The 19,661-nt window shown below is 58.0% G+C and carries 11 protein-coding genes, 2 pseudogenes and 1 other annotated feature; of the genes and pseudogenes, 5 read left to right on the top strand and 8 right to left on the bottom strand.

Annotated elements, in window-relative coordinates:
- The first annotated feature begins 4 nt into the window (after positions 1-4).
- From drmB to ACR2R1_RS19025, 3 genes are all read left to right on the top strand, one after another.
- Positions 5-2,152: a DrmB family protein gene (gene drmB / locus ACR2R1_RS19035; RefSeq protein WP_434111466.1), complete on the top strand. Its 2,148-nt coding sequence runs from the start codon at positions 5-7 to the stop codon at positions 2,150-2,152.
- Positions 2,153-3,001: 849 nt separating this feature from the next.
- The gene (locus ACR2R1_RS19030) at positions 3,002-3,187 is read left to right on the top strand and encodes a hypothetical protein (protein WP_156879717.1); all 186 of its coding nucleotides are present in this window, start codon (positions 3,002-3,004) and stop codon (positions 3,185-3,187) included.
- Complete coding sequence (locus ACR2R1_RS19025) at positions 3,184-4,053, top strand: oxidoreductase (protein ID WP_156879718.1); 870 nt, start codon at positions 3,184-3,186, stop codon at positions 4,051-4,053. Before ACR2R1_RS19030 ends, ACR2R1_RS19025 begins: the two co-directional genes overlap by 4 nt.
- Positions 4,054-4,168: 115 nt before the next feature.
- On the opposite strand, the pseudogene ACR2R1_RS19020 reads toward ACR2R1_RS19025, so the two are convergent.
- The 3 genes and pseudogenes from ACR2R1_RS19020 to ACR2R1_RS19010 form a co-directional block, all read right to left on the bottom strand.
- A pseudogene (locus ACR2R1_RS19020) lies at positions 4,169-4,300 on the bottom strand (IS3 family transposase); the annotation flags it as partial.
- A 164-nt stretch (positions 4,301-4,464) separates the two neighbouring features.
- Complete coding sequence (locus ACR2R1_RS19015) at positions 4,465-4,839, bottom strand: hypothetical protein (protein WP_156879720.1); 375 nt, start codon at positions 4,837-4,839, stop codon at positions 4,465-4,467.
- A gap of 121 nt (positions 4,840-4,960) precedes the next feature.
- A complete protein-coding gene (locus tag ACR2R1_RS19010) occupies positions 4,961-5,341 on the bottom strand; it encodes a type II toxin-antitoxin system VapC family toxin (RefSeq protein WP_156879721.1) in 381 nt (126 codons plus the stop codon).
- 654 nt (positions 5,342-5,995) lie between these two features.
- On the opposite strand from ACR2R1_RS19010, the gene ACR2R1_RS19005 reads away from it, so the two are divergent.
- Positions 5,996-7,213 (top strand): MFS transporter, encoded by a 1,218-nt coding sequence (locus tag ACR2R1_RS19005; protein WP_434111462.1) that lies wholly within the window; start codon positions 5,996-5,998, stop codon positions 7,211-7,213.
- A 164-nt stretch (positions 7,214-7,377) separates the two neighbouring features.
- Here ACR2R1_RS19005 and ACR2R1_RS19000 read toward each other — a convergent pair whose 3' ends face one another.
- The 3 genes from ACR2R1_RS19000 to ACR2R1_RS18990 all read right to left on the bottom strand — a co-directional run bounded on the left by ACR2R1_RS19000 (position 7,378) and on the right by ACR2R1_RS18990 (position 15,937).
- Positions 7,378-9,387: a TonB-dependent receptor plug domain-containing protein gene (locus ACR2R1_RS19000; protein WP_086134181.1), complete on the bottom strand. Its 2,010-nt coding sequence runs from the start codon at positions 9,385-9,387 to the stop codon at positions 7,378-7,380.
- Between the two features lie 818 nt (positions 9,388-10,205).
- The gene (locus ACR2R1_RS18995) at positions 10,206-12,749 is read right to left on the bottom strand and encodes a bifunctional YncE family protein/alkaline phosphatase family protein (RefSeq protein ID WP_156879724.1); all 2,544 of its coding nucleotides are present in this window, start codon (positions 12,747-12,749) and stop codon (positions 10,206-10,208) included.
- A gap of 233 nt (positions 12,750-12,982) precedes the next feature.
- Entirely contained in the window at positions 12,983-15,937 is a 2,955-nt protein-coding gene (locus tag ACR2R1_RS18990; protein ID WP_434111459.1) for a bifunctional YncE family protein/alkaline phosphatase family protein, read from the bottom strand.
- 370 nt (positions 15,938-16,307) lie between these two features.
- Here ACR2R1_RS18990 and ACR2R1_RS18985 point away from each other — a divergent pair.
- Positions 16,308-16,923: pseudogene (locus ACR2R1_RS18985) on the top strand (IS3 family transposase).
- Positions 16,435-16,549: a sequence feature (AL1L pseudoknot), on the top strand. (Overlaps the previous pseudogene by 115 nt.)
- Before the next feature lie 157 nt (positions 16,924-17,080).
- On the opposite strand, the gene ACR2R1_RS18980 reads toward ACR2R1_RS18985, so the two are convergent.
- A complete protein-coding gene (locus ACR2R1_RS18980) occupies positions 17,081-17,824 on the bottom strand; it encodes a site-specific integrase (protein ID WP_434111457.1) in 744 nt (247 codons plus the stop codon).
- A gap of 208 nt (positions 17,825-18,032) precedes the next feature.
- Complete coding sequence (locus tag ACR2R1_RS18975; RefSeq protein WP_434111455.1) at positions 18,033-19,661, bottom strand: FAD-binding oxidoreductase; 1,629 nt, start codon at positions 19,659-19,661, stop codon at positions 18,033-18,035.

Below are 19,661 nucleotides of genomic sequence, written 5' to 3'. Positions count from 1 at the left end.
TGACATGAGCCGTCCTGTTCGCAAATCGCAGGCCATTGCACCATTCGGACCGGGTGCAATGGTGGATTTTCCTGGCCCGGTTTCACTGATTCACGCCGGGCTGGACGCATGGCCCTTTGACGAGAACAACCCGGATCATCGGGAATTCATTATAGATGACGAAAAACGACTGGCCAGACGCCTAGGTGTCGACTTCTTCGTCCAGCCACCAGATTTCCGAAGACCGAACCGTCATGGCGGTCAGCAGCGTAATATCAATCTTAAGTTGCCTTTCCTGCGCTTTCCGCTCTGGCATGTTTGCCCAAGGTGCGGCCGCATGCATCTAGGGCGCTATCATGACAAGGATGCGCCGATATGCGAAGGACCGATTTCGACCGGTTCGGATGCCGGCAAGATGCACCCGAAGCGTAAGACATTTCAAGTGCGTTTTGTCGCTGCCTGTGCAAAAGGGCATATCCAGGATTTTCCATGGGTGGAATGGATATTTAATGGCAACAGCATGGATTGGAAACCTGACGGAATTGATAGATGGTTGCGCATGACCAGTTCTGGTAGCGCCTCGCTAGCGGGCGTCTCCGTTCAGGCCGAGGAGAAAGATAAGGACGGGAAAGTTCAGGTTGTACGCTTTGGAGCTAATCAACTCGCTAAACGATCGCTTGCAGGAGCATTTGTGCACAATGATCCGCAGGCGGGCGAAGAGTGGAGCAAGGCGTTAAGTGAGATAAACGTCAGCTGTTCAGGCATCAATCCGGTGCTGGCGGTTGGAACCGATCTTCGACCTGCTGCCGGTTGTGGGCATCCTCTCCATGTGGTGCTTAAGAGCGCCACCAATCTTTATTTCCCTTCGGTGGTCAGTTCGATCTATATCCCGGATATTGATGACAAGTCGTTGACTCAGGAAGTCTTGGACCTTCTCGATGATCGCGACGTCAAGAACCGTCTGCGAGAGAGCGCTCTGGACTCAGACAACGGTCTTGTGAGCCATCGAGCCGCTGTCAATGCCCTTGCGAAGTATTACCCCGAATCTATAGTGGAGCCTGCCACTCTGGCCAAGGCGGCCAATCGTCATCTTTTGCACGGTATCCTTCTGGATAATCGCACAACACGCGCGTTCTTGGACCAGTGCATCAAATCAGCATCAGATCGCCAGCTGTCACTGGATGCTGTCGCGGCTGCGGTGAAGAGTCTGAACTGGAATGCTGATCCCACATTCATTTTGGATGCGCTCAGGTCGCATTTTTCCGGAAATGGCGTAGAAGTAAGAGCCGCCAACCCTGATGACGAAGAAGTAGGCTATCGTCAGCAGGAATTCAGCGTGTTCTCCCGCGACCTTCAAGTGGGCTACCCCAAGACGGATCTGGATATTCGCGGCACCGATATTACGAAGTATGACACATTCGTTCAGAGTGCCTTCAGTCGAGTTGCGCTTCTGAATAAGCTTCGGGAAACGCGGGCCTTCGAAGGCTTTTCCCGTATTTACTCCACTGGCCTCACGCCTGATGAAAAGCGTGCTCTATTCATGGCAGGTCACAAGAAGTGGTTGCCGGCCATAGTAGTGCGTGGGGAGGGTATCTTCGTTCAGTTTTCCGAGTCCCGCTTACAGCAATGGCTGGAGCGACATAGAATGGAACTGGATGGTCGACTGTCCCTTATGCGGAAAAACATGGATACGCTGGCAGAAAGACGCCATCGGGAACAGCGGCTGATCACCCCCAGATTTGTGCTCTTGCATACCTTTGCCCACCTGCTGATCAATCAACTTGTGCAGGACTGTGGTTACGGTTCGGCATCGTTGCGCGAACGAATCTATTCTGCCGAAGGTGAAAATCCCATGGCGGGGATCCTGATCTACACGGCTGCTGGCGATTCGGAAGGCACCATGGGCGGCTTAGTGCGCATGGGCCAGCCAGATCGCTTGGGAAGCGTGATACAACGTGCCATGGAGAAGTCTCGCTGGTGCTCATCCGATCCAGTGTGCATTGAGAGCCGAGGACAAGGTCCAGACAGCTGCAACCTGGCGGCATGTCATTCTTGCGCGCTTCTGCCGGAGACATCGTGCGAGGAACAGAATCGTTTGCTTGATCGTGGTGTGGTTCTCGGTACCATTGAAAACCCGGCTATCGGCTTCTTTTCAGGATTTGGCCAATGGTGATTTTGTCATTGATCTTTTCACGGGATCGGTAGCTTGGGTGAAAATTCGACTTCTGTTGTAATGATTTCAAAAATCCGATTTTTTAAGATTGGGACCTCCTTTACAGGCGACCGGCCGGTCGCTCACGGCATTTGTTCACAAGCCCGGGCTCGCCAGTCACTTCATCGATCGGGATCTGCGCCCAGCACCCGACACGGCAAGGAATCGACATACGGTTCCATCCATCCGTTCTTGAATCCGTTACGGAATCAAAGCAGCCGCGACAACGAATGTGATGCCCGGCTGTTGGCCGATGAAAATTGATGTTGGCTATCGGTAGTGTCAGTCCTGTTTGGCGCTTTGGTCACGTGACTAAAACGTGACAAACCCCAGTCAAGCTTCTTCATTTCGTGGCATTCTCAGTCCGGTTCACGCGGGGAGCATGTGCCTAAGTTACTGATTTACCAAGTCTGAAAAAATGATAGCTTCCCTCCTAAGGGGAAGGTCGTACGTTCGAATCATATGCCGACCGAGTAGCGCCCGGTTTCAAGAGAATTGTATTCCCAAGTGTCGCCCCAACTCGCCGAACACCTGGTACATGCGCTCGTACAACTTACGCGTCGCTGGGCCTCAGAGCGTGCCATGCAGCGCATCCGCCTCGGTCAACAGGCGAATATCTTCCGCCTGTAGCGCCGCGTATAAAGATCTCGCAGGCGCCTTATGGCGGTCCTCGATTACACCCGCGATTGTCAACGCCGACTGAAAATTGGCTCTCCCGCACTTTTCGTGGTGCGGGAGAGCCTCAAACTGCTTCCCTGAATCAAACGATTGACATCACGAATGTCTTCCGCAAGTATTTGAATCGTCAGAATGAAAGCCGGTCAGATGGTTAGCCTGACCGCTCCCAGTTGGGAGTATTTTCAGCCGCATTCAAAGCGGACCCACGACAAACTGCAGGCGCTTTCACGCCTGTACTTTGGCTGCGTCCGCCCTGAATGGCTTTCAACTTTCATGGTGGATGTGTCGCTTTACACAACCATCTGGAGCAAACCATGAAATTGACTGACCACCTCATCTTCACCCTCCCAGGTACTTCCATGACCTTGCATCGACTGGGTTATGGTGCCATGCAACTCGCCGGTCCTGGGGTTTTCGGGCCCCCGCGCGATGTATCCGGCGCCGTGGCTGTATTGCGCGAAGCAGTCGCCCTCGGGGTCAACCACATCGATACCGCAGACTTCTACGGTCCGAATACCACCAACCAGATCATCCGAAAGGCCCTTCACCCATACCCCAAAGGGTTGGTGATCATCACCAAAATTGGAATACTCCGGGGGGATGATAAATCGTGGCGGCCCGGCTACTCGGCCCAAGAACTGGCCTCGGCGGTCCACGACAACCTGCGTAACCTCGGTATGGAGGCGTTGGATGTGGTTAACCTGCGGGCCCCTGGCATCCACGGACCACAGGAAGGCTCCATCGAGGAACCGCTCGCCGCTTTGGTCAAACTCAAAGAACAGGGGCTTATCCGCCACCTTGGCCTGAGCAACGTCACCGCGAGGCAATTTGCACAGGCACAGTCCATGACCGAAATCGTCTGCGTTCAGAACAAATACAACTTGGCGCATCGCGCCGATGATGCATTCGTCGATGACTTGGCCGCCAAGGGCATCGCGTTTGTCCCGTTCTTTCCGTTGGGCGGATTCGCGCCATTGCAGTCTTCGGCGTTGGCGGAAGCAGCAAGCTCACTAGGGGCTACGCCCATGCAGGTCCTGCTTGCGTGGCTGCTGCAACGTTCTCCAAACATCCTGCCGATCCCAGGCACCACGTCGGCCGACCACCTCCGGGAGAATCTCAAGGCGGCAACACTGCAACTACCCCCCGAGACGCTGGCAGCCTTGGACTCCATCGATACAGTCTGAGCAGGTCCGATCAGCGCAGCATAATCGGACGCACGAAGGCCGGTATGTCGCGGGATTCCATCCGGCCTAACCCGGAGGACTCAAGACCGACTATCTCTGGAAGCAAATTCTCGCCAGTTTCCCGGCTCCGGGTATGAGCCGCCCGGATCGCTACTTCCAAGCGCGCATTCTCTTGCGACCGCTTCGAGGGTTTGCGCTTCAGCCAGGCGTGATAGCCACTGTTCGAGACCTCGAACACGCGGCACATCAACTCCAACGGGAAGTCTCTTTCCGGCAGCGTCAGCTTTTTGTCCGATACCAACTTTACGGCCTGTTCTCGAAATTCTGCTGTGAATGACTGTCTTGGCAACCATGCCATTTCGTACCTCCCTCAGCCACTTTAAGGGATTGATGGCGTCCACTTTTTCGAGCCTACCCCGTCCCGCTGGAGGTGCGTTCGAGCGGACGTGCCACGCTGCCGTCGCTGTGCCATTGCGACTGGCTGCTGCCTCGCAATGCCAACGCCACGGTTTCCCCGGCCATCATTGGAAGGGTTCTCGGCGGCACACGTAGCCGAACTGGTGGCGCAGGCGCAGCAGGTACACCTTCTGCAGCGAGTTGCTGGACAGTCCCTTTGCGCTGATAGTTCGGGTTGATCTGGATGAGTGGCTCCGGCCAATAACGGCCTTCTGCATATTGCCGCTCGACTTCATCGCGGATATCGGTGACTTCGATTCGAACAAAACTGCGAGAGAAGGTGCGATACCCTTCGATCAAGGTATCGCGAAAGTTAAATACGTTTAACATTCTGATTTTTCATCACACTGGAGACGTTGTCCGGGTGTCCTCACCGCTGGTTTCTGCGTTCGACCCAATGCCCCGAACACTTCTGTTGGGGTGGCATCCACCGTTGTCCCGTTTCAATACTTCACGGGGCCGTTGTACCCAGGAACTGGTCGATTGCTACCGCCTGTCCCGGAAACGCATGCAGCACTTTCTTGTCTGCCGTTACCAACGGGATTCGCAGATAGCGGGCGAGCCACACAAACTCGCAATCGTATGCGCTGCAGCCACTTTCAATTGCAAGATCGAACACCGCAGGTCCGTCGATGGCTGCTTCGGGTACCGTAATGACTTCTTGCGCTCGAGCCAAAAAACTATCGGCATCACTCCGGGCGATATTATCGCGACGAACTGCGCCGAGGAGAACATTGCGGAATTCGGAATGGATAAGTTGGGGTGCGAACCAATCGGGATCCTTGATCAGAACTGCCTCGGCTTTAGCCGTATGGGGGGTTGGCAACAGCAAGGTGGATTTCAGGTTTACTGTCAGCAGAGAGCTAGCCGCCAGGAATCGCCCAAACCTTCGAAGATGACTGTAAGTCGGCCCAGTGGGAACGACGCTGCGATATGACGACACTTAATCTGTCGCTAATGTGTGGCTTCCAAGGATCTCTGCTGGGGTTGTAAGCCGGAATCCTCGATTCTTCCGGGGCATCAAACTTTCCAGTTTACGACGCGTTAGATGGCCTGATTGCTGCCTAGTCAGCCCTGATTCGGCCGGAATTGGCGGCAAAGACTTTTCACTTTTGGCATCAATTACGGAAAGTTCTGCTGAATAAATAAGCGGAAATGATCGTGCGAAGCGCTATCGGGAAGAGTTTGATCAGGAATCGATCTTGCAGGTGAATTCATCAGCCTGTATATCCTTTCCTAAGTCCGCAACGGGCCGCCATGAGTAACGACATCACGGCCGAAGACTCGCTCTGGCTCCGATGGGAGAAGGAGGCCCGGTACTACGAAGTCCACCTCCAGAAGGACCCGTGGGACGAGTGGGTGCTGCCCCGGATCCGGGGCCGTCGCGGACCGACGACTGGCCAGGTGAATATCCTTGAATAGCCGCATGAACGTCCCGTTATCGCTCGTATTCCGTGGCGTGATCCCTTTTTGAACACATCAGCGAATGAATCGACTCGATCAATCCGCAATAGCATCGCCGTCGGGCGCCCGCATCCCGGCGGCCATCTGGGCTCTCGGTTTCGTCAGCCTGCTCATGGACATCTCGTCCGAGCTCATCCATAGCCTGCTGCCGGTCTTTCTCATTACCTCCCTGGGCGCAAGCGCGTTTGTGGTAGGGCTGATCGAGGGGGCGGCGGAAGCCACCGCGCTGATCGTCAAGGTCTTCTCCGGCGCCCTGTCGGACTACTGGGGCAAACGCAAGCCCCTGGCCGTCCTCGGCTACGGTCTGGGCGCGGTATCCAAGCCCCTGTTCGCGCTGGCGACGAGTTCCGGTCTAGTGCTCGCCGCGCGGCTGATGGACCGGGTCGGCAAAGGCATCCGCGGGGCGCCCCGCGATGCGCTGGTGGCGGACATCGCGCCGCCCGAGGTGCGCGGCGCGGCCTTCGGCCTGCGCCAGTCGCTCGACACGGTGGGCGCCTTCCTCGGCCCGCTCCTCGCCATGGGGCTGATGCTTGTCTGGGCGAACGACTTCCGCGCCGTGTTCTGGGTGGCCATCATTCCTGGGTTTCTCGCCGTCGCGCTGCTGTTCTTCGGCGTACAGGAGCCGAAAAGGGACAAGTCGGAACACCGTGCCATCAATCCGATCCGACGGGAAAACCTGCGCCGGCTGTCTGCAGCGTACTGGTGGGTGGTCGGGATCGGGGCGGTGTTTACCCTGGCGCGATTCTCCGAAGCCTTCCTCATCCTGCGTGCCCAACAGGGCGGGCTGCCGATTGCCTTCACCCCACTGGTGCTGATCGGGATGAATGTCGTCTATGCGCTGTCGGCCTATCCCTTCGGCAAGCTCTCGGACGGCATGAGCCACGCTAAATTGCTTGCGCTGGGTTTGGTCGTCCTGGTCGGTGCCGACGTCGCGCTGGCTTACAGCGACCACTGGACCTGGGTCTGGCTCGGCATCTCCCTGTGGGGCTTGCACATGGGCATCACCCAAGGGCTGCTGGCGACGATGGTGGCCGATACCGCGCCAGCGGACTTGAGAGGCACGGCCTATGGCTTCTTCAACCTCATGAGCGGACTCGCCATGCTCCTGGCCAGCGCGTTAGCCGGACTGCTGTGGGACCAGTTCGGCGCCGCATTCACCTTCGTTGCCGGGGCGATATTCAGCGCGGCTGCGCTGGTTGTCATCCTGCTCCGAAGCGGTGTTCGGGCACGCCGAGCGTGATCGTCCAAGTGTTCATGGCTTGCGATCGAATTTTCCGGACACATCGAGACCTAGACACCGAATCCCGTACCGCGGTTTTGAACGTCGCATGCACCAGGATCGGTTGAGCGGCCGATGGCGGGAGGAGCATCAATACCCACAACGCGATGATGAACAAACGCGGGCTAGAACCTAAATCGGTAGGTCGCCAAAACGTTGAGTCCGGGAGCGAAAATGCCGGATCCGTGCGACTTGTATTTCTTGTCGGTCAGGTTTTCCAGTTCCAGCAACAGCTCGTGTTGGGGATGCGGCGTATAACCCGCCTTGAGGTTGAACACAGTGTATCCCGGCGTTCCTCCGGCACCGATGCGCGGGTCTTCGATGTCTCCCTTAGCGAGTTGGTCCTGATTGTCGGCCCACCAGACCGAACCCTCGATCCACAGGCGATCCATGGGGTAGTAGACCAGACGGGCCGCACCGTTGAGCGGGGGAATCCGTCGCAGCGGGGCCTTCGTTTTCGCGTCACGTCCCTCGGTCCAGGTCAGGGTTGCGCCGACCAGCCATTGAGCATTCAAGGGATATTCGGCACTGGCCTCCACGCCCTGGATTTCGGCGTCATTGATGTTTTGGCGCTGCTGGATCGGCGCGCCGTCGGCCCGCCGGCCTACGGTAACCCGATCGATAAATCCTTCATAGTCACTATGGAAGTAAAATATCTCGGCACTTAGGACCTCATCGCGATATTTGAGGCCGATTTCTTTGGAGAAGGATTCTTCCGGTTTCAGCGAGGTATTGGGTATCTCGCTGAAGAAGTCCACCCGGCCGAAAAAGTCCTCCATGTTGGGTGCGCGAAAGCCGAACGCCAGCCCGCCCACCAGGTTGAGAGCGGGCGTGAGCCGGTAACCCAGGTTGATATTGCCGGCTACGGCATCCGTCTCGAAGCGGAGGCTCTGATCGGTCACCTCGCCGCGGGCTTCGTATCGGTTGTAGCGCACGCCGAATACGCCTTCAAGCGAATCCAGGAGGTGCGCCTCGTCCTGAAGATATAAAGCCCAGTGTTCGTAAGTCGCGCCATCCGGCGTGCCGGGCGTCAGTTTGCGTTCCGACTCCGTCACCCGGTTTCGCTCGACTTTCCGGGTCTGATAATCATCATGGTAGTAGTCGGCCCCGTAGGTCAGGTCATGGTCGCCGAAGATCCGATTCTTCAGCTGCAGGGAGAGTCCGACAGTGTCGACATCCGTGAGTTCCAGCGTTTCGATGGCAGGGTTGCGCCTCGTGATCACTTGTTCCCCTTCGCGCTGGTTGTTGTAGGAGGCATTGATACGTACGCCGTCGAAGACCCCAAGCTGACGCGCCCGGTATTCCAGGTACCCGAAGCGGCGTTCCTGCGGCTCGTAATCGAATTTCAGCTTGTCGCCCAGGGTCACTTCGCTGGTCTTGGGGACGTTGAACTGGCGGGTATACTGGCCGGCGAAGATCAGCTCCTGATTTTCGTCCAGTCGGTAGTTCAGTTTCAGGTCCGCGTCGCTTTCGTCGTACCCGCTGGGAACTTGTCGGCCAAGATTTCCGCCTCCGTCGAGGTCGTCATACAGCTTGCCGGTTGCCCCGGCGATCAAGCCGAGCTGGTTCCAGTTGCCCTCCACCTCGCCACGGAACACGCCGGCGTCGGCGGCACTTTCGTAATGGGCGGAGAGCAGGCCGTTATAGCCGAGCGGTTTGGAAAAGTCGGAGCGTTTGCGCGTGATGATGTTGATGGCCCCACCCAGCGCGTCTGTGCCGTAGAGTACCGAGGAAGGCCCCCGCACGGTTTCGATGCGTTCGATGATGTTCGGATCGATCGTATTGAGATACTGGTGCGGACCGAACCGATAGAAGGAGTTGTTCAGCCGGACGCCGTCGACCAGGATCAGCACCTGTTTGCCGGTCAGGCCGCGGATGAACGGCGAACCGCCGCCCTGGTTGGTCTTCTGGATGTATACCCCCGGCGTGAATCGGAACAGATCGGGGGTCATGGATTGCAGCGAATGGTCGATGAATTCCGGAGTTATGCTCGCTATGGCCTGTGGGACCAGGAAGGAATCCCGTTCGCTTTGAGTCGCGGTGACTACGATGGCAGGAATCGTCGGCGGTTGATCTGCGAGTGCATAACCGCACACGAGGATGGCCAGCGCCAAACCAGAACGCACAAAGTTCATCGCATTTTTCTACTTGTTGGTTCCCGGAACAGTGATACCGTAAGGTATCTGTCTGTTCGTCTCGTCTTGGCTTCAGTACACGCACGTCCTGCCAATGCACTCACCGGAACGCAGACTGTCCGTCCTTCCAGCGGCGCGCACGACATCAGCCGCCTAGAGCGTTTTCCGAATCGGTGAAGGGATTCGGATATGTAGGTCGGCAATCCCTTGCCGACGTATCGGCTCGGCGAAGGGCTTTGTCGGCAAGGGATTGCCGACCTACGTTCTCCCCTCCTGGCACGAATCCGTACACCGGGATGGAAAACGCTCTAAGTACATTCAGGGAAGTCTTGCGGCATAGGCAACCTGCAGGACAACCCCGCCAATCAAGCCAATCAGTCGAGATTCCGCAAATATTTGCGGAATGTACTTAGAGGTGAACGGATCTCCCCAGCATCGATCCGGTCGAAAATGCCAACGCGGCGTTTGTCCAGCGCATCCATGCCGCTACTCGTGCGGGCAAAATGTCCTTAGATTCGGCACCTGTGGAACTTACCGGCTTAGCGTGTCAACGTGCTTACAACTCGGTTACAAATTCGTGTTAATTGCATTCTCAGGACGAGGGAACATGCGCGCAGAATGAAAAGGAGCGCCGCGGCTTCATTTCCGGGATAGGGATAGGAATCGGTTCCGACGAAGCAGGACAGGGATTCACAAGGCGGATACGGGGCGGTCGATTGCGCCCGTTGCGGGCATCAGAACAGGAACTTCGGTTGGGATCTGGTTCACGGGCAAGAATGCCGACCCTGCGCGAGGGTCGGCTTGTGTGGCTGACGTTGTTAGTCGGTCCGTGAGACCAGCAATACTTCCCGAATGCCGGGTTCGCGCGGCTGGCGGCTCAGAGGCCGAATAGGCTGGCTGCCCTTGATCGCCTTCCAAAGAATCTCGTTGTATTCGCGCATGTCTGCGGCGTCCACTTCGGCCAGATCGAGTTTCATCGAACGCTCCGCGAGCTGGCGCTTTTCCCCTTGCAGGGAAGCCAAGGCGGGGTTCATTTCAAAGAGATCCTGGGCCGGTACGACATGCTCGTAAGGCGTGAAATCGGGCTTGGTCGTGAAACTGCGATCCATGGTGTTGGCGGCCGCGTCGAACTGGCTCATGGGCTTGAGACCCAGCAATACCTCGGCGGTATGGATCATGGATACGGTGCTGTAGTGAGTGCTGTCGACGGCTTGGCGCTTGACGTAGGGGCTGATGAGCAAGGCCGGCGTGCGGTGGGTATCGACATGGTCGAAACCGTCCTGGGTATCGTCCTCGATGACCATGATCAACGTGTTGGGCCAGAATCGGGAATGGGAGATGGCGTCGACGATGCGTCCCAGGGCCAGATCGTTGTCCGCCATCATGGCCTGGGGCGTGGGATAACCCGGGCTGGTGCCGGCGAGATGATCGTTGGGCAGGCTGATGATGGACAGGTTGGGGAAGCCGCCGTTCTTCTTATGGGTCTCGAACTCCTCGAGCCACACCTCGGCCCGCTTGATGTCCATATGCTTCAGGTCGTAGGTGCGGTACATCGGCGAAAAGTGGTCCACCAGGGCGGGCATGCGGGTGGTGGCGGGCTCGTAACTGCCGTCGGGGTATGTCTTGCCGTTGATCACGTACTCGCCGTAGGAGCGGTAGCTGATGCCGGCCGCCCGGGCAGCGTCCCACAGGTAGCCGCCGGGCACATTGGTGATGGCGATCAGTGCCCGGTTGATCAGGGTGCCGCGGCCGGAGTAGTCGCTCGGCCAGACCTTCATCGTATAGTCCGTAGCGTTTCCGCCCATGGAGCGTTCGTGGCCGTCCTTGCTGATCTCCGCATCGCAGTAGGTGTTGTCCAGAAGCACGAATTCGCGGGCCAGACGGCGATGGTTGGGGGCACTCCGATCATCGAACATGAGCAGGCTGGGGTCTCCATTGCCCTTCGGAAGATCGCCGAAGATCTGGTCATAGGCGCGGTTTTCCTTGAGGATATAAACCACGTGTTGGATGGGTAGCTGCTTGAGGATACCGGAGTGGGCATGGGCTTCCCCGAGTTCGCCGCCCGCCGTTACGGCCTTGCCGCGGGCCACCATGTTGTTCTCGTTGACCTGGCGGGTGTAGCGTTCCAGCGTGCCCCGGTCAGGGACGTCGATCACCGATAGCGAGCCGATCATCTGGTCGCCGATATAGGTCTGAGGATAGGCGTTCTGGCCCAAGCCCACGTCCTTGGAGTTGGCGACGTAGAGCTTGTCGCCGGCCGGGCTGATGCTGAGCGCCGTCGGGTACCAGCCGGTGGGGATGCGGCCCCTTACCCGATAGCGTTTTTCCGGATCCTTTTTCTGATCTTCCAGATCGACCACCACCACGGCGTTCTCGCCGGCATTCAACACGTAGAGGGTCTCGCCGCCGGGGGAAACGGCCAGGGCATTGGGTGTGCTGCCCGACGGGGCGTTCTTGTAGGGCTGCACGTCGATGTCGAACAGCCAGGCATCCGTGGCGGTGTCGATCACGGAAACGTTGTCGCTGTTGGCGTTGGCCACGTACAGCCGGTCGCCGGAGGGGCTGAAGACCATGGCGTTAGGGTGCTGGCCCACCGCGATGCGTTTGGTCACGGCAGCGGAATCCGGGTTATTCACATCCACAACGGCGACGTTGCCTTCCTTCCAGTTGGACACATAGAGCTTCTTGCCGTCGGCCCCGAGCAGTACACCGTAGGGAAACATGCTGGCGTTGTAGGGGTCGGCGCTTTTACCCATCGGGATGCGGTGGGTGACAGTGCCGGCGATGGGGTCTAAAACCGCCACGTCCCCGCCTTGGTGGTTGGCCGCGAACAGCCGGCTCTCGTCGGCCGACAGGGCAATGCCGGTGATGAAGCCGCCCTTGCGGCGGGAATCCACCTGGATTTGCCCGGTTTCGGCGATGCCGCTCTCCGTCACCTCATAGACGCGCACCAGGTTGGTATGGCCGCCCGAGGCATAGATACGCCTGCCGTCCTTGCTGTAGGCCAGTCCGATGAACAGGCCTTCCGGCGCGTCGTAGGGAAGGTTATCGCGAATGGCGAGATTTGCCCGGTCGATGCGCATGAGGGAGTGCTGGCCGTAACCGTTGTTGCTGATCAGCAGGTCGTTGCCGTCCGGACTGAGGATCATGCCCAGGGGCACGTGGCCGACCCGGATCTTCTCCCCGGCGGGGGTAACCTGCCAGTTATTGGGGGTGATGCCCGTCAGACCGTCGGGGCTGGGGCCGGCGGGGCGGGTCAACAGGTCGGGGGACGCCGCGCGAGCGGTATTGCCGAAACCGAGAAGGCCGACGGACAGGATGCCGCTCACTAGGCCGGCGATGATCTTTATTCTGGGTTGCATGTGAATTTCCAATAACGTTGTGGTGGGTACGGGGGAAGTTATTAATCACGCGGCTTGTCGCCGCGCCGGGGCATCCCTGCCCCGGATTAACCCGGCCTATATTTATAGGCCGGGTTAATATCTCCCCCCGACGAACATTGACTCTTGGGCGCGGGTCACCGTCCGGAGAAAAACCGGAACGATGACAGGGGCCTGCCCCTGTCATCGCTGCGTACCGGATGCGCGGCCAACGGCTAATGATTTGAAGCGACTGGAAGGGCCTCACAGTGCCGGGTCGCTGCCGCGAAATGCTCCTTTAGCAGCGCCGCGCGATTTTCGCGCAAATCCGCGCCGTCGCGGTCTGCCGGGTAAGGCGCGTTTTCGCCTTTCAAACCCTTCCACAGCGCGCGGTTGAAGGCGTCGACGTCGAGACGGTCCTCCACCGAGAAGTCCTGCTGACTCATGGCAGCCATCCAATAGGTCGCATCCCGTTTGGGCATGCCCGAGCAGTTGGGCGCCGAGGCGATCAGGGCGGCATCGCGTGGCGGCAATTCGAGCTGGGTGCTGTAAAGAATTTCCGGGACCACGGCCTGGTAGCTCCAGGATTCCTGTTTTTTGTCGAAAAGATCCGCCATCGGCGCGGTCAGACCGTCGTTGATGCCCAGCGGCGGAAGGCCCAGAACTTCTTCGATCGTTCGGATCATGCTGACCGTCGTGTAGCGGGTGGATACCAGCGCACCCTGCTTGACGTAAGGACCCACGACATAGGCGATGCTGCGGTGCGCATCCACGTGGTCGCCACCGTTCTGCGCATCGTCCTCGATGACGAAAACCAGCGTATCGTCCTTGAAGCGGCTCTTCGCGACTTTCTCCACCAGCCGGCCCACCGCGTAATCGTTGTCCGCCATCTGGGTTTCCACCGTATTCACGCCGAACCGGGCGGTAGCGAAATTGCCGAAGTGGTCGTGGGGCAACCGGACTAAAGAGAGATTGGGAAGCTGGCCACTCTCGACGTAATGGTCGAACTCCCGCTCCCATTCCTTAAACAGGTAAAAGTCCGAGTTGTTCTGATCGTAACCTCTGAAATATTCGTCGGTGTACGGTTTCAATGCCTGCTTCAGAGCCACCGCCTGTTTGACGCCTTGCCCGAAGGGTTTGTCGACCACCGGGGCACCGGGGAGGTTGGTCACGTAGAACCCGTAGTTCCGTATCGTCAAGCCGGCGCGCAGGGCGGCATCCCACAAATAACCGGTGCCCGCTTCGCCATCCCGTGAGTCCGGGGCCGCCACGTCGGCGCTGCCGGCGAGCATATCGGGATCGGTCAATCCGGATGCCTGTCGTTCCTCCGGCGTGAACGACACCGGGAAGTTGCGGTTGGCCCCTTCCCAGTCGTAGCTCAGGCCGCGCCCGGCGTAGTTGGGCGGCTGGGTCTTCTCGGTGAAGTCCGTAGTCCGCGCCGCCGTGGTCCAGTTCCAGCCGACGCCCGAGGTTTCGCCGCTGTCGTAGAAATTGTCGAGCGTCACGAACTGGCGGGCCAGCCGGTTGTGGTTGGGACTGTAGGGAGACAGGATTGCAAGGTCAGGGTCGCCGTTGCCTTTTTCCAGATCGCCATGGATCTGGTCATAGGTGCGGTTCTCCTTGACCACATAAATGACGTGTTTGATCCGGCTGCGCAGGAAGGCCATGGTGTCTTCCCATCTGGCGTGCTCGTGAACGGTGGGGAAGTCGTTGTTGTACGCGACCTGCCAGGTGAGCCGTGCCAGATCCTTGCCCTCCGGAACGGGCAGCGTTAGAAAGCCCGCTTTCTCCAGTTGCCAGACGTACTGGTTGGCGGCGTTGCAGGCGCCAAGAGAACCCGGCGCGGTGGAGAGCGTGTTGCGGCAGGCCTGGGTGTTTGGTCCGGCGACCCCTTTGCCGTTCACCACGTAGAGCGTGCTGCCGTCCGGTTTCACGCCGACCGCATTCGGATACCATCCGGTGGGGATGAGACCGATTAGCCGGCTCTTCTTATCCCCAGCATCGTCGCTGTCCTCCGCCTTAGTTGTTTTCTCTGCTCCGCCGCCTTCGAGCTGGATAACGGCCACCGAGTTGGTGCCGCCGTTCGTGACGAACAAGGTTTTTTCATCCGGCGAAAGCGCAACGTTGTTGGGATTTGCGCCCTTGAATCTTTTCGCTTTGGGGAAAACCTGCTCGGGTGCGGTGGTCAGGATCTCCTCGATGATCCGATCTTCGACGGTATCGATGATCAGCACCGTATCGCTGTTGTCGCTGGCGACGTAGAGCCGGTCCTGGGCTTTGTTCAAAGTCATCTTGCTGGGCTGCCCCTGGGTCTTGATGCGTCCGCGCACGGCCATCGTGCTGTCGTCCACGTCGAGAACGACCAGTTCGCGATCGCGCTGGGACGAAACATAGGCCTTCTCATTTCCCTTGAAAGACACCGCCAGGGGATAAGTTCCGCCCGGGGTGCCGGCTCGGGAAGGATCAGTCTTGCCGTGGCGAAGATCCAGCTCGCCGATCTTGGTGCGCGTGCTCAGGTCGACCAGACTCACGGAATCGTTTTCGTAATTGGCCACCAGCAACCGGTCGCCCTTGGCGTTGACGGATAAGCCCGCAGCCATCGGCCGAATATTCAGACCAGCACCCTGGTTGGCGTGTCCCAGCGGAATTTCCGCGGCCTCGGACCACTGCCCCGCATTCCGCGTGTACACGCGAACCGTATCGTCCACACCACCGGACACATAAAACTCGTGTCCGCCGGGATTCCAGGCCAAACCGTTGAAGGTGTTCGGCACCAGGATCGCCTGTTTCTGAACCGGTGCGAGCCCGGTTATGTCGAAGACGAACACATATTCCATGGATTCTTTTGCCACTCGGGATCCGGTGGAGCTGTTATTGCGGTTATAGCCGCTGGTCAGGATCAGCAGAGTGCTGCCGTCGGGGCTGACGGTCGTATCGACGGCGTGATCGGCCAGGAAATCGGGACGTGTGGGTAGGCCGGGATTGAGCGGCTGAAAGAGGGCATGAGGGGCGGCATCCGGTGTGATGCGCTTGCCGGTCGGCAGGAACTCTCCCTCGGTAAGGACAATACCGGCACGAGTGGAAGTACTCGCGTCGTCATTGCGGCCCCATGCAAGGGTCGATGTCCCGAGTGACAGTATCAATTCAATAGAAATAATCGCGGCAGTTCTTCTTTGCCATAGGCCATTCATATCTAGTCTCCGTCGGGTTGATCACAAGAAACGTGTGGCGCACGGTGAAGGTCGCGCTGGATCATAGGCGTACCACGTTTCAATCTGCTTACCGATGCGTGACAAAATGGAGGCCGTTCTGTGACATAACAGCATGGGCAACGAGAGAACGGCCGGAAATTGCGGGCCACTGAACCGCCCCGGGATTTCCGGAGACTCCGTTTCTCGAGAGGATGGAGTCATGAAAAAGTCATCGAAATTTTCACCAGAGACCTAAGAGCGGGCGGTCCGCCTAGTCCTTGAACATCAAGGGGAGTATGAATCGCAGTGGGCGGCCATCTGCTCGATCGCGGGCAAGAGGAGCGGCGCCGCGGAAACGTTGCGCAAGTGGGTGCGTCGGACGGAACGCGACTCCGGGCAAGAGGGCGCGTGTGCGGTTCGGAGCACGATCGGCTCAAGGCATTGGAGCGGGAAAACCGCGAGCTTAAACGGGCCAACGAGATTCTGCGTAAGGCGGCGGCTTTTTTCGCTTAAGGAGCTCGACCGCCGACTGAAATGAGGGTGGCGTTCATCGACAAACACCGGGTCGCCTATGGGGTCGAGCCGATCCGCGCCCTGTTGCCGATCGCCCCATCGACCTACCACGAGCACAAGACGCGACAGGTGGACCCAGCCCGGTTGCCGCCACGGGCGCAGCGTGACATCAAGCTCTCGAGGGAAATCCGCCGGGTATACGAGGAGAACTTCCAGGTCTACGGCGCCCGTAAAGTCTGGCGACAACCCGAGCGCGAAGGCATTCGGGTGGCCCGCTGCACGGTCGAGCGCCTGATGCGCGCCCCGGGCTATACAAAACCGAGGGCCTCCATCGCCGGGGGCCTTGGCGACACCTCGATGCGGTCGAGTACGCTACCCTGGAATGGGTGGATTGGTTCAATCACCGTCGGTTGCTGGAGCCGATCGGCCATGGGCCTCCGGCGGAGTTGGAACAGGCGTATTATCGCCAATAGGCCGAGTCGGTCATCGCGGCCTGACTCAACATTAACTGTCTCCGGGAAAACCGGGGCGGTTCATTCCGGAACGGCGCACCAGAATGAAACCCGTCAGTCCCGAGGATGTGCAAGCAGCCCGCGATGAGTTGCGGGACACGTCGGAGCCGGTACAGTCTTATTCGACCACCTGGTGAGAGGCACTACCTCGAGTGGTTAACTCTTCGAGCTGGCGGCACCAAACTTCAAGGGCAGCCCGCTTTTCTGCAACGTAGTCGTATCGATCATAGTGCTTCGCCGAAATATCATTCAATGCATGATTCTGAATTCGGTCCCGCACCAGTTTATCGATCCCCAATTCGCCCATCCGCGTCTTTACGGTACGTCGCAGATCCTTCGGGGTCCAGGGCAGCATCTTGGTTTCCTCACAAAAGTCCTGCACGGCATGCGGTAAAGTGGACTCGTTCCAAGGCTTCACAGATAACGGATTGTGGCGACCGGGAAACAACCATTTGCTTTCAGGGTAGATGCTGCGCAAGTCATTCAGAATATCTAGGGCGAGTCGGGTGAGCGGAATGAGATGATCACGTTTATTTTTCACACGAGCAGCAGGAAGCAGCCATAGACCGGCATCAAGGTCGAATTCCGACCAGGCAGCGCGGGTTACTTCGCCTGACCGTTGTCCACCGGTGGCCAACAATAGACGAATCGCCAAGCGATAAGGCAAATGGAAGCCGTCCGTGTTCCAAATCGTCCGGATCTCTTCCCAGGATAGAGCGTCGTACAGGGTAAGTGCCCAAGCGAAGAAAACGTCTGCGCCCGTGAAGTGTGTATTGATAAAAGAACGTTTTGACGCCGGCGGCGGTAACTTGGACACCGAAACTGGGATCACTGCCTCCCTCGTAGCGCCGATAATTAACACCTGTGACTGCCAGGCCCTTGATATTTTTATCCGAAAACGCAGCCATTTGACCTCATCCGTAGCGCATGGCGTTAGTCGCCTTGTAATTCTCCTGAAGCGATCGACGTTTACACATCGGGACTCATCCAGTTCTCTGCACGACCGAATGCAACAGGCGTTCTCTGGTAAAGAGCCTGGTCTTCAAGTAAACGGCGTTTTGAAAGCCGAATTACCGTGGATGCCGTGGCCTCACCTTATTCATACGCCTCAGCTCGACCGGCGAGGTCCGGCCTTTTGACGATACCTTGTCGTAAATCTCATCGAAGGCCAGCTTGCAATACGGCAGCTGCTCCCGCAGTCTGTCGTAGTCTTTGTGATCGAACATGGTTCTAAAATTCTCTCGGCTCAGGGTCGTTCTGGCGTACAGCGCCTGATAACCCCGATGGTCCAGGACGAACTTTTCGAGCGAGGGCAAGGCTGAGGCGTTGTCGAAACTGTCCTTTTTCGGTGTGCCATACGCGCCGATGTCGACATAAAGCTCATCCAGAATGTCACCCTCGCCTCGGAAGGGATGTATGAACCCGAGCTTCCGCTCGTTCTCGTAGACCGCCATGGGCGAAAGCCACAATGGATAGAGTTCGAAATGATCGTCGAAATATTGAATGGATTTGGCCAAGTATCGGATCGGCATCAACATATCCTGAACGACGTGATGTTTTTCCCGAAGCCTTCGGGTCGTTTCCGTTTCCGTATACTTCAATAGCTCGATCCGCGGCGGCAGCGCCCATCCCAATAGCCATCTGAAAAGCGGATGATTGCCGAAGGGAATGATTTCTTCCATCGCCCAAAAGTAGCTTCGAGTATGTCGATGAAAATAATCCCTGAGCGGTACGTACTCGAACCCTTCTTTTCGTTCCGTGAGGTAGGTTTGTGCGTGCTTGTAGAACCATGGCTTATACCATCGTCCGATGGCGTTCAACGGTCCGTCGGCCCCCTTCTCGTCGGTCATCATGCCGCACAGGATGACTGCGGTGTCGCGACTGTAGACCAACCCTTCCACGAAGTCATTTTTCTCCTTATTCCTGCTCTCCGCTTCGAAAACGTCGACCATATCGTCGAGTGAGTAAACGGGACGATAGTGAAGCCGGACGTATTTTTTAGCAGGGATTATTCTGAGTTGAACGGCGACCAGAAAACCCAGCGTGCCGTGGCTCCAAGGGATCAGGTAGTAGAGGTCCGGGTTCTCCGACGCACTGCACCGGAGCAGCTTCCCTTCGGCCGTCACAATGTCGAAGGATTCGCAGATGTGCTGAATCAACCCGTATTTGTGGCTGCTGCTTTCCACCCCGAAGCCCATGATCAAGCCGCCCACCGTCAGGTCGTCCAGCTCCGGTACTACGGGCAAGGTCCATCCGCGCGGCACCAGGCATCGTGAAATCTGGCCCATCGTAGCCAGCGGCTCCACCCTGAGAAGCATGCGTTCTTCGTCGATCTCGAGGATGTCGTAAAGACTGATGTCGATCTTTCGATGGAAAAGTTTGTACTTGGGCACCAACTCGCTCATGGATTTCCAGCCTGAGCGCGCGGTGCACAGCTTTTCCCGGCAACCGTCCCGCTTCCATGCCTCGATCTGCCCGATCACCTTCTTTACCTTTTGATCATGCTTCGCGGGAGCGCTCTTGAGGCGGAAGGCGATGCGGTCGCGAACCGAGACATACGCGCCATACAACGCCGAAACCGGCAAAAGGACGACGGTCGCGAACAGCCCCCGATAATGGGTGAGAATGTGTTCGACAACACGGGATGTAGGGTCGCCTGTCGCTTTCACCGGAACTTCGCTGGGTACGAGCTTGGTCAT

The sequence above is a fragment of the Methylocaldum sp. GT1TLB genome, assembly GCF_051027445.1.
GTDB lineage: Bacteria > Pseudomonadota > Gammaproteobacteria > Methylococcales > Methylococcaceae > Methylocaldum.
Note: the sequence above shows the minus strand (reverse complement) of the source record. Positions and strands in the feature narration are given on the sequence as shown.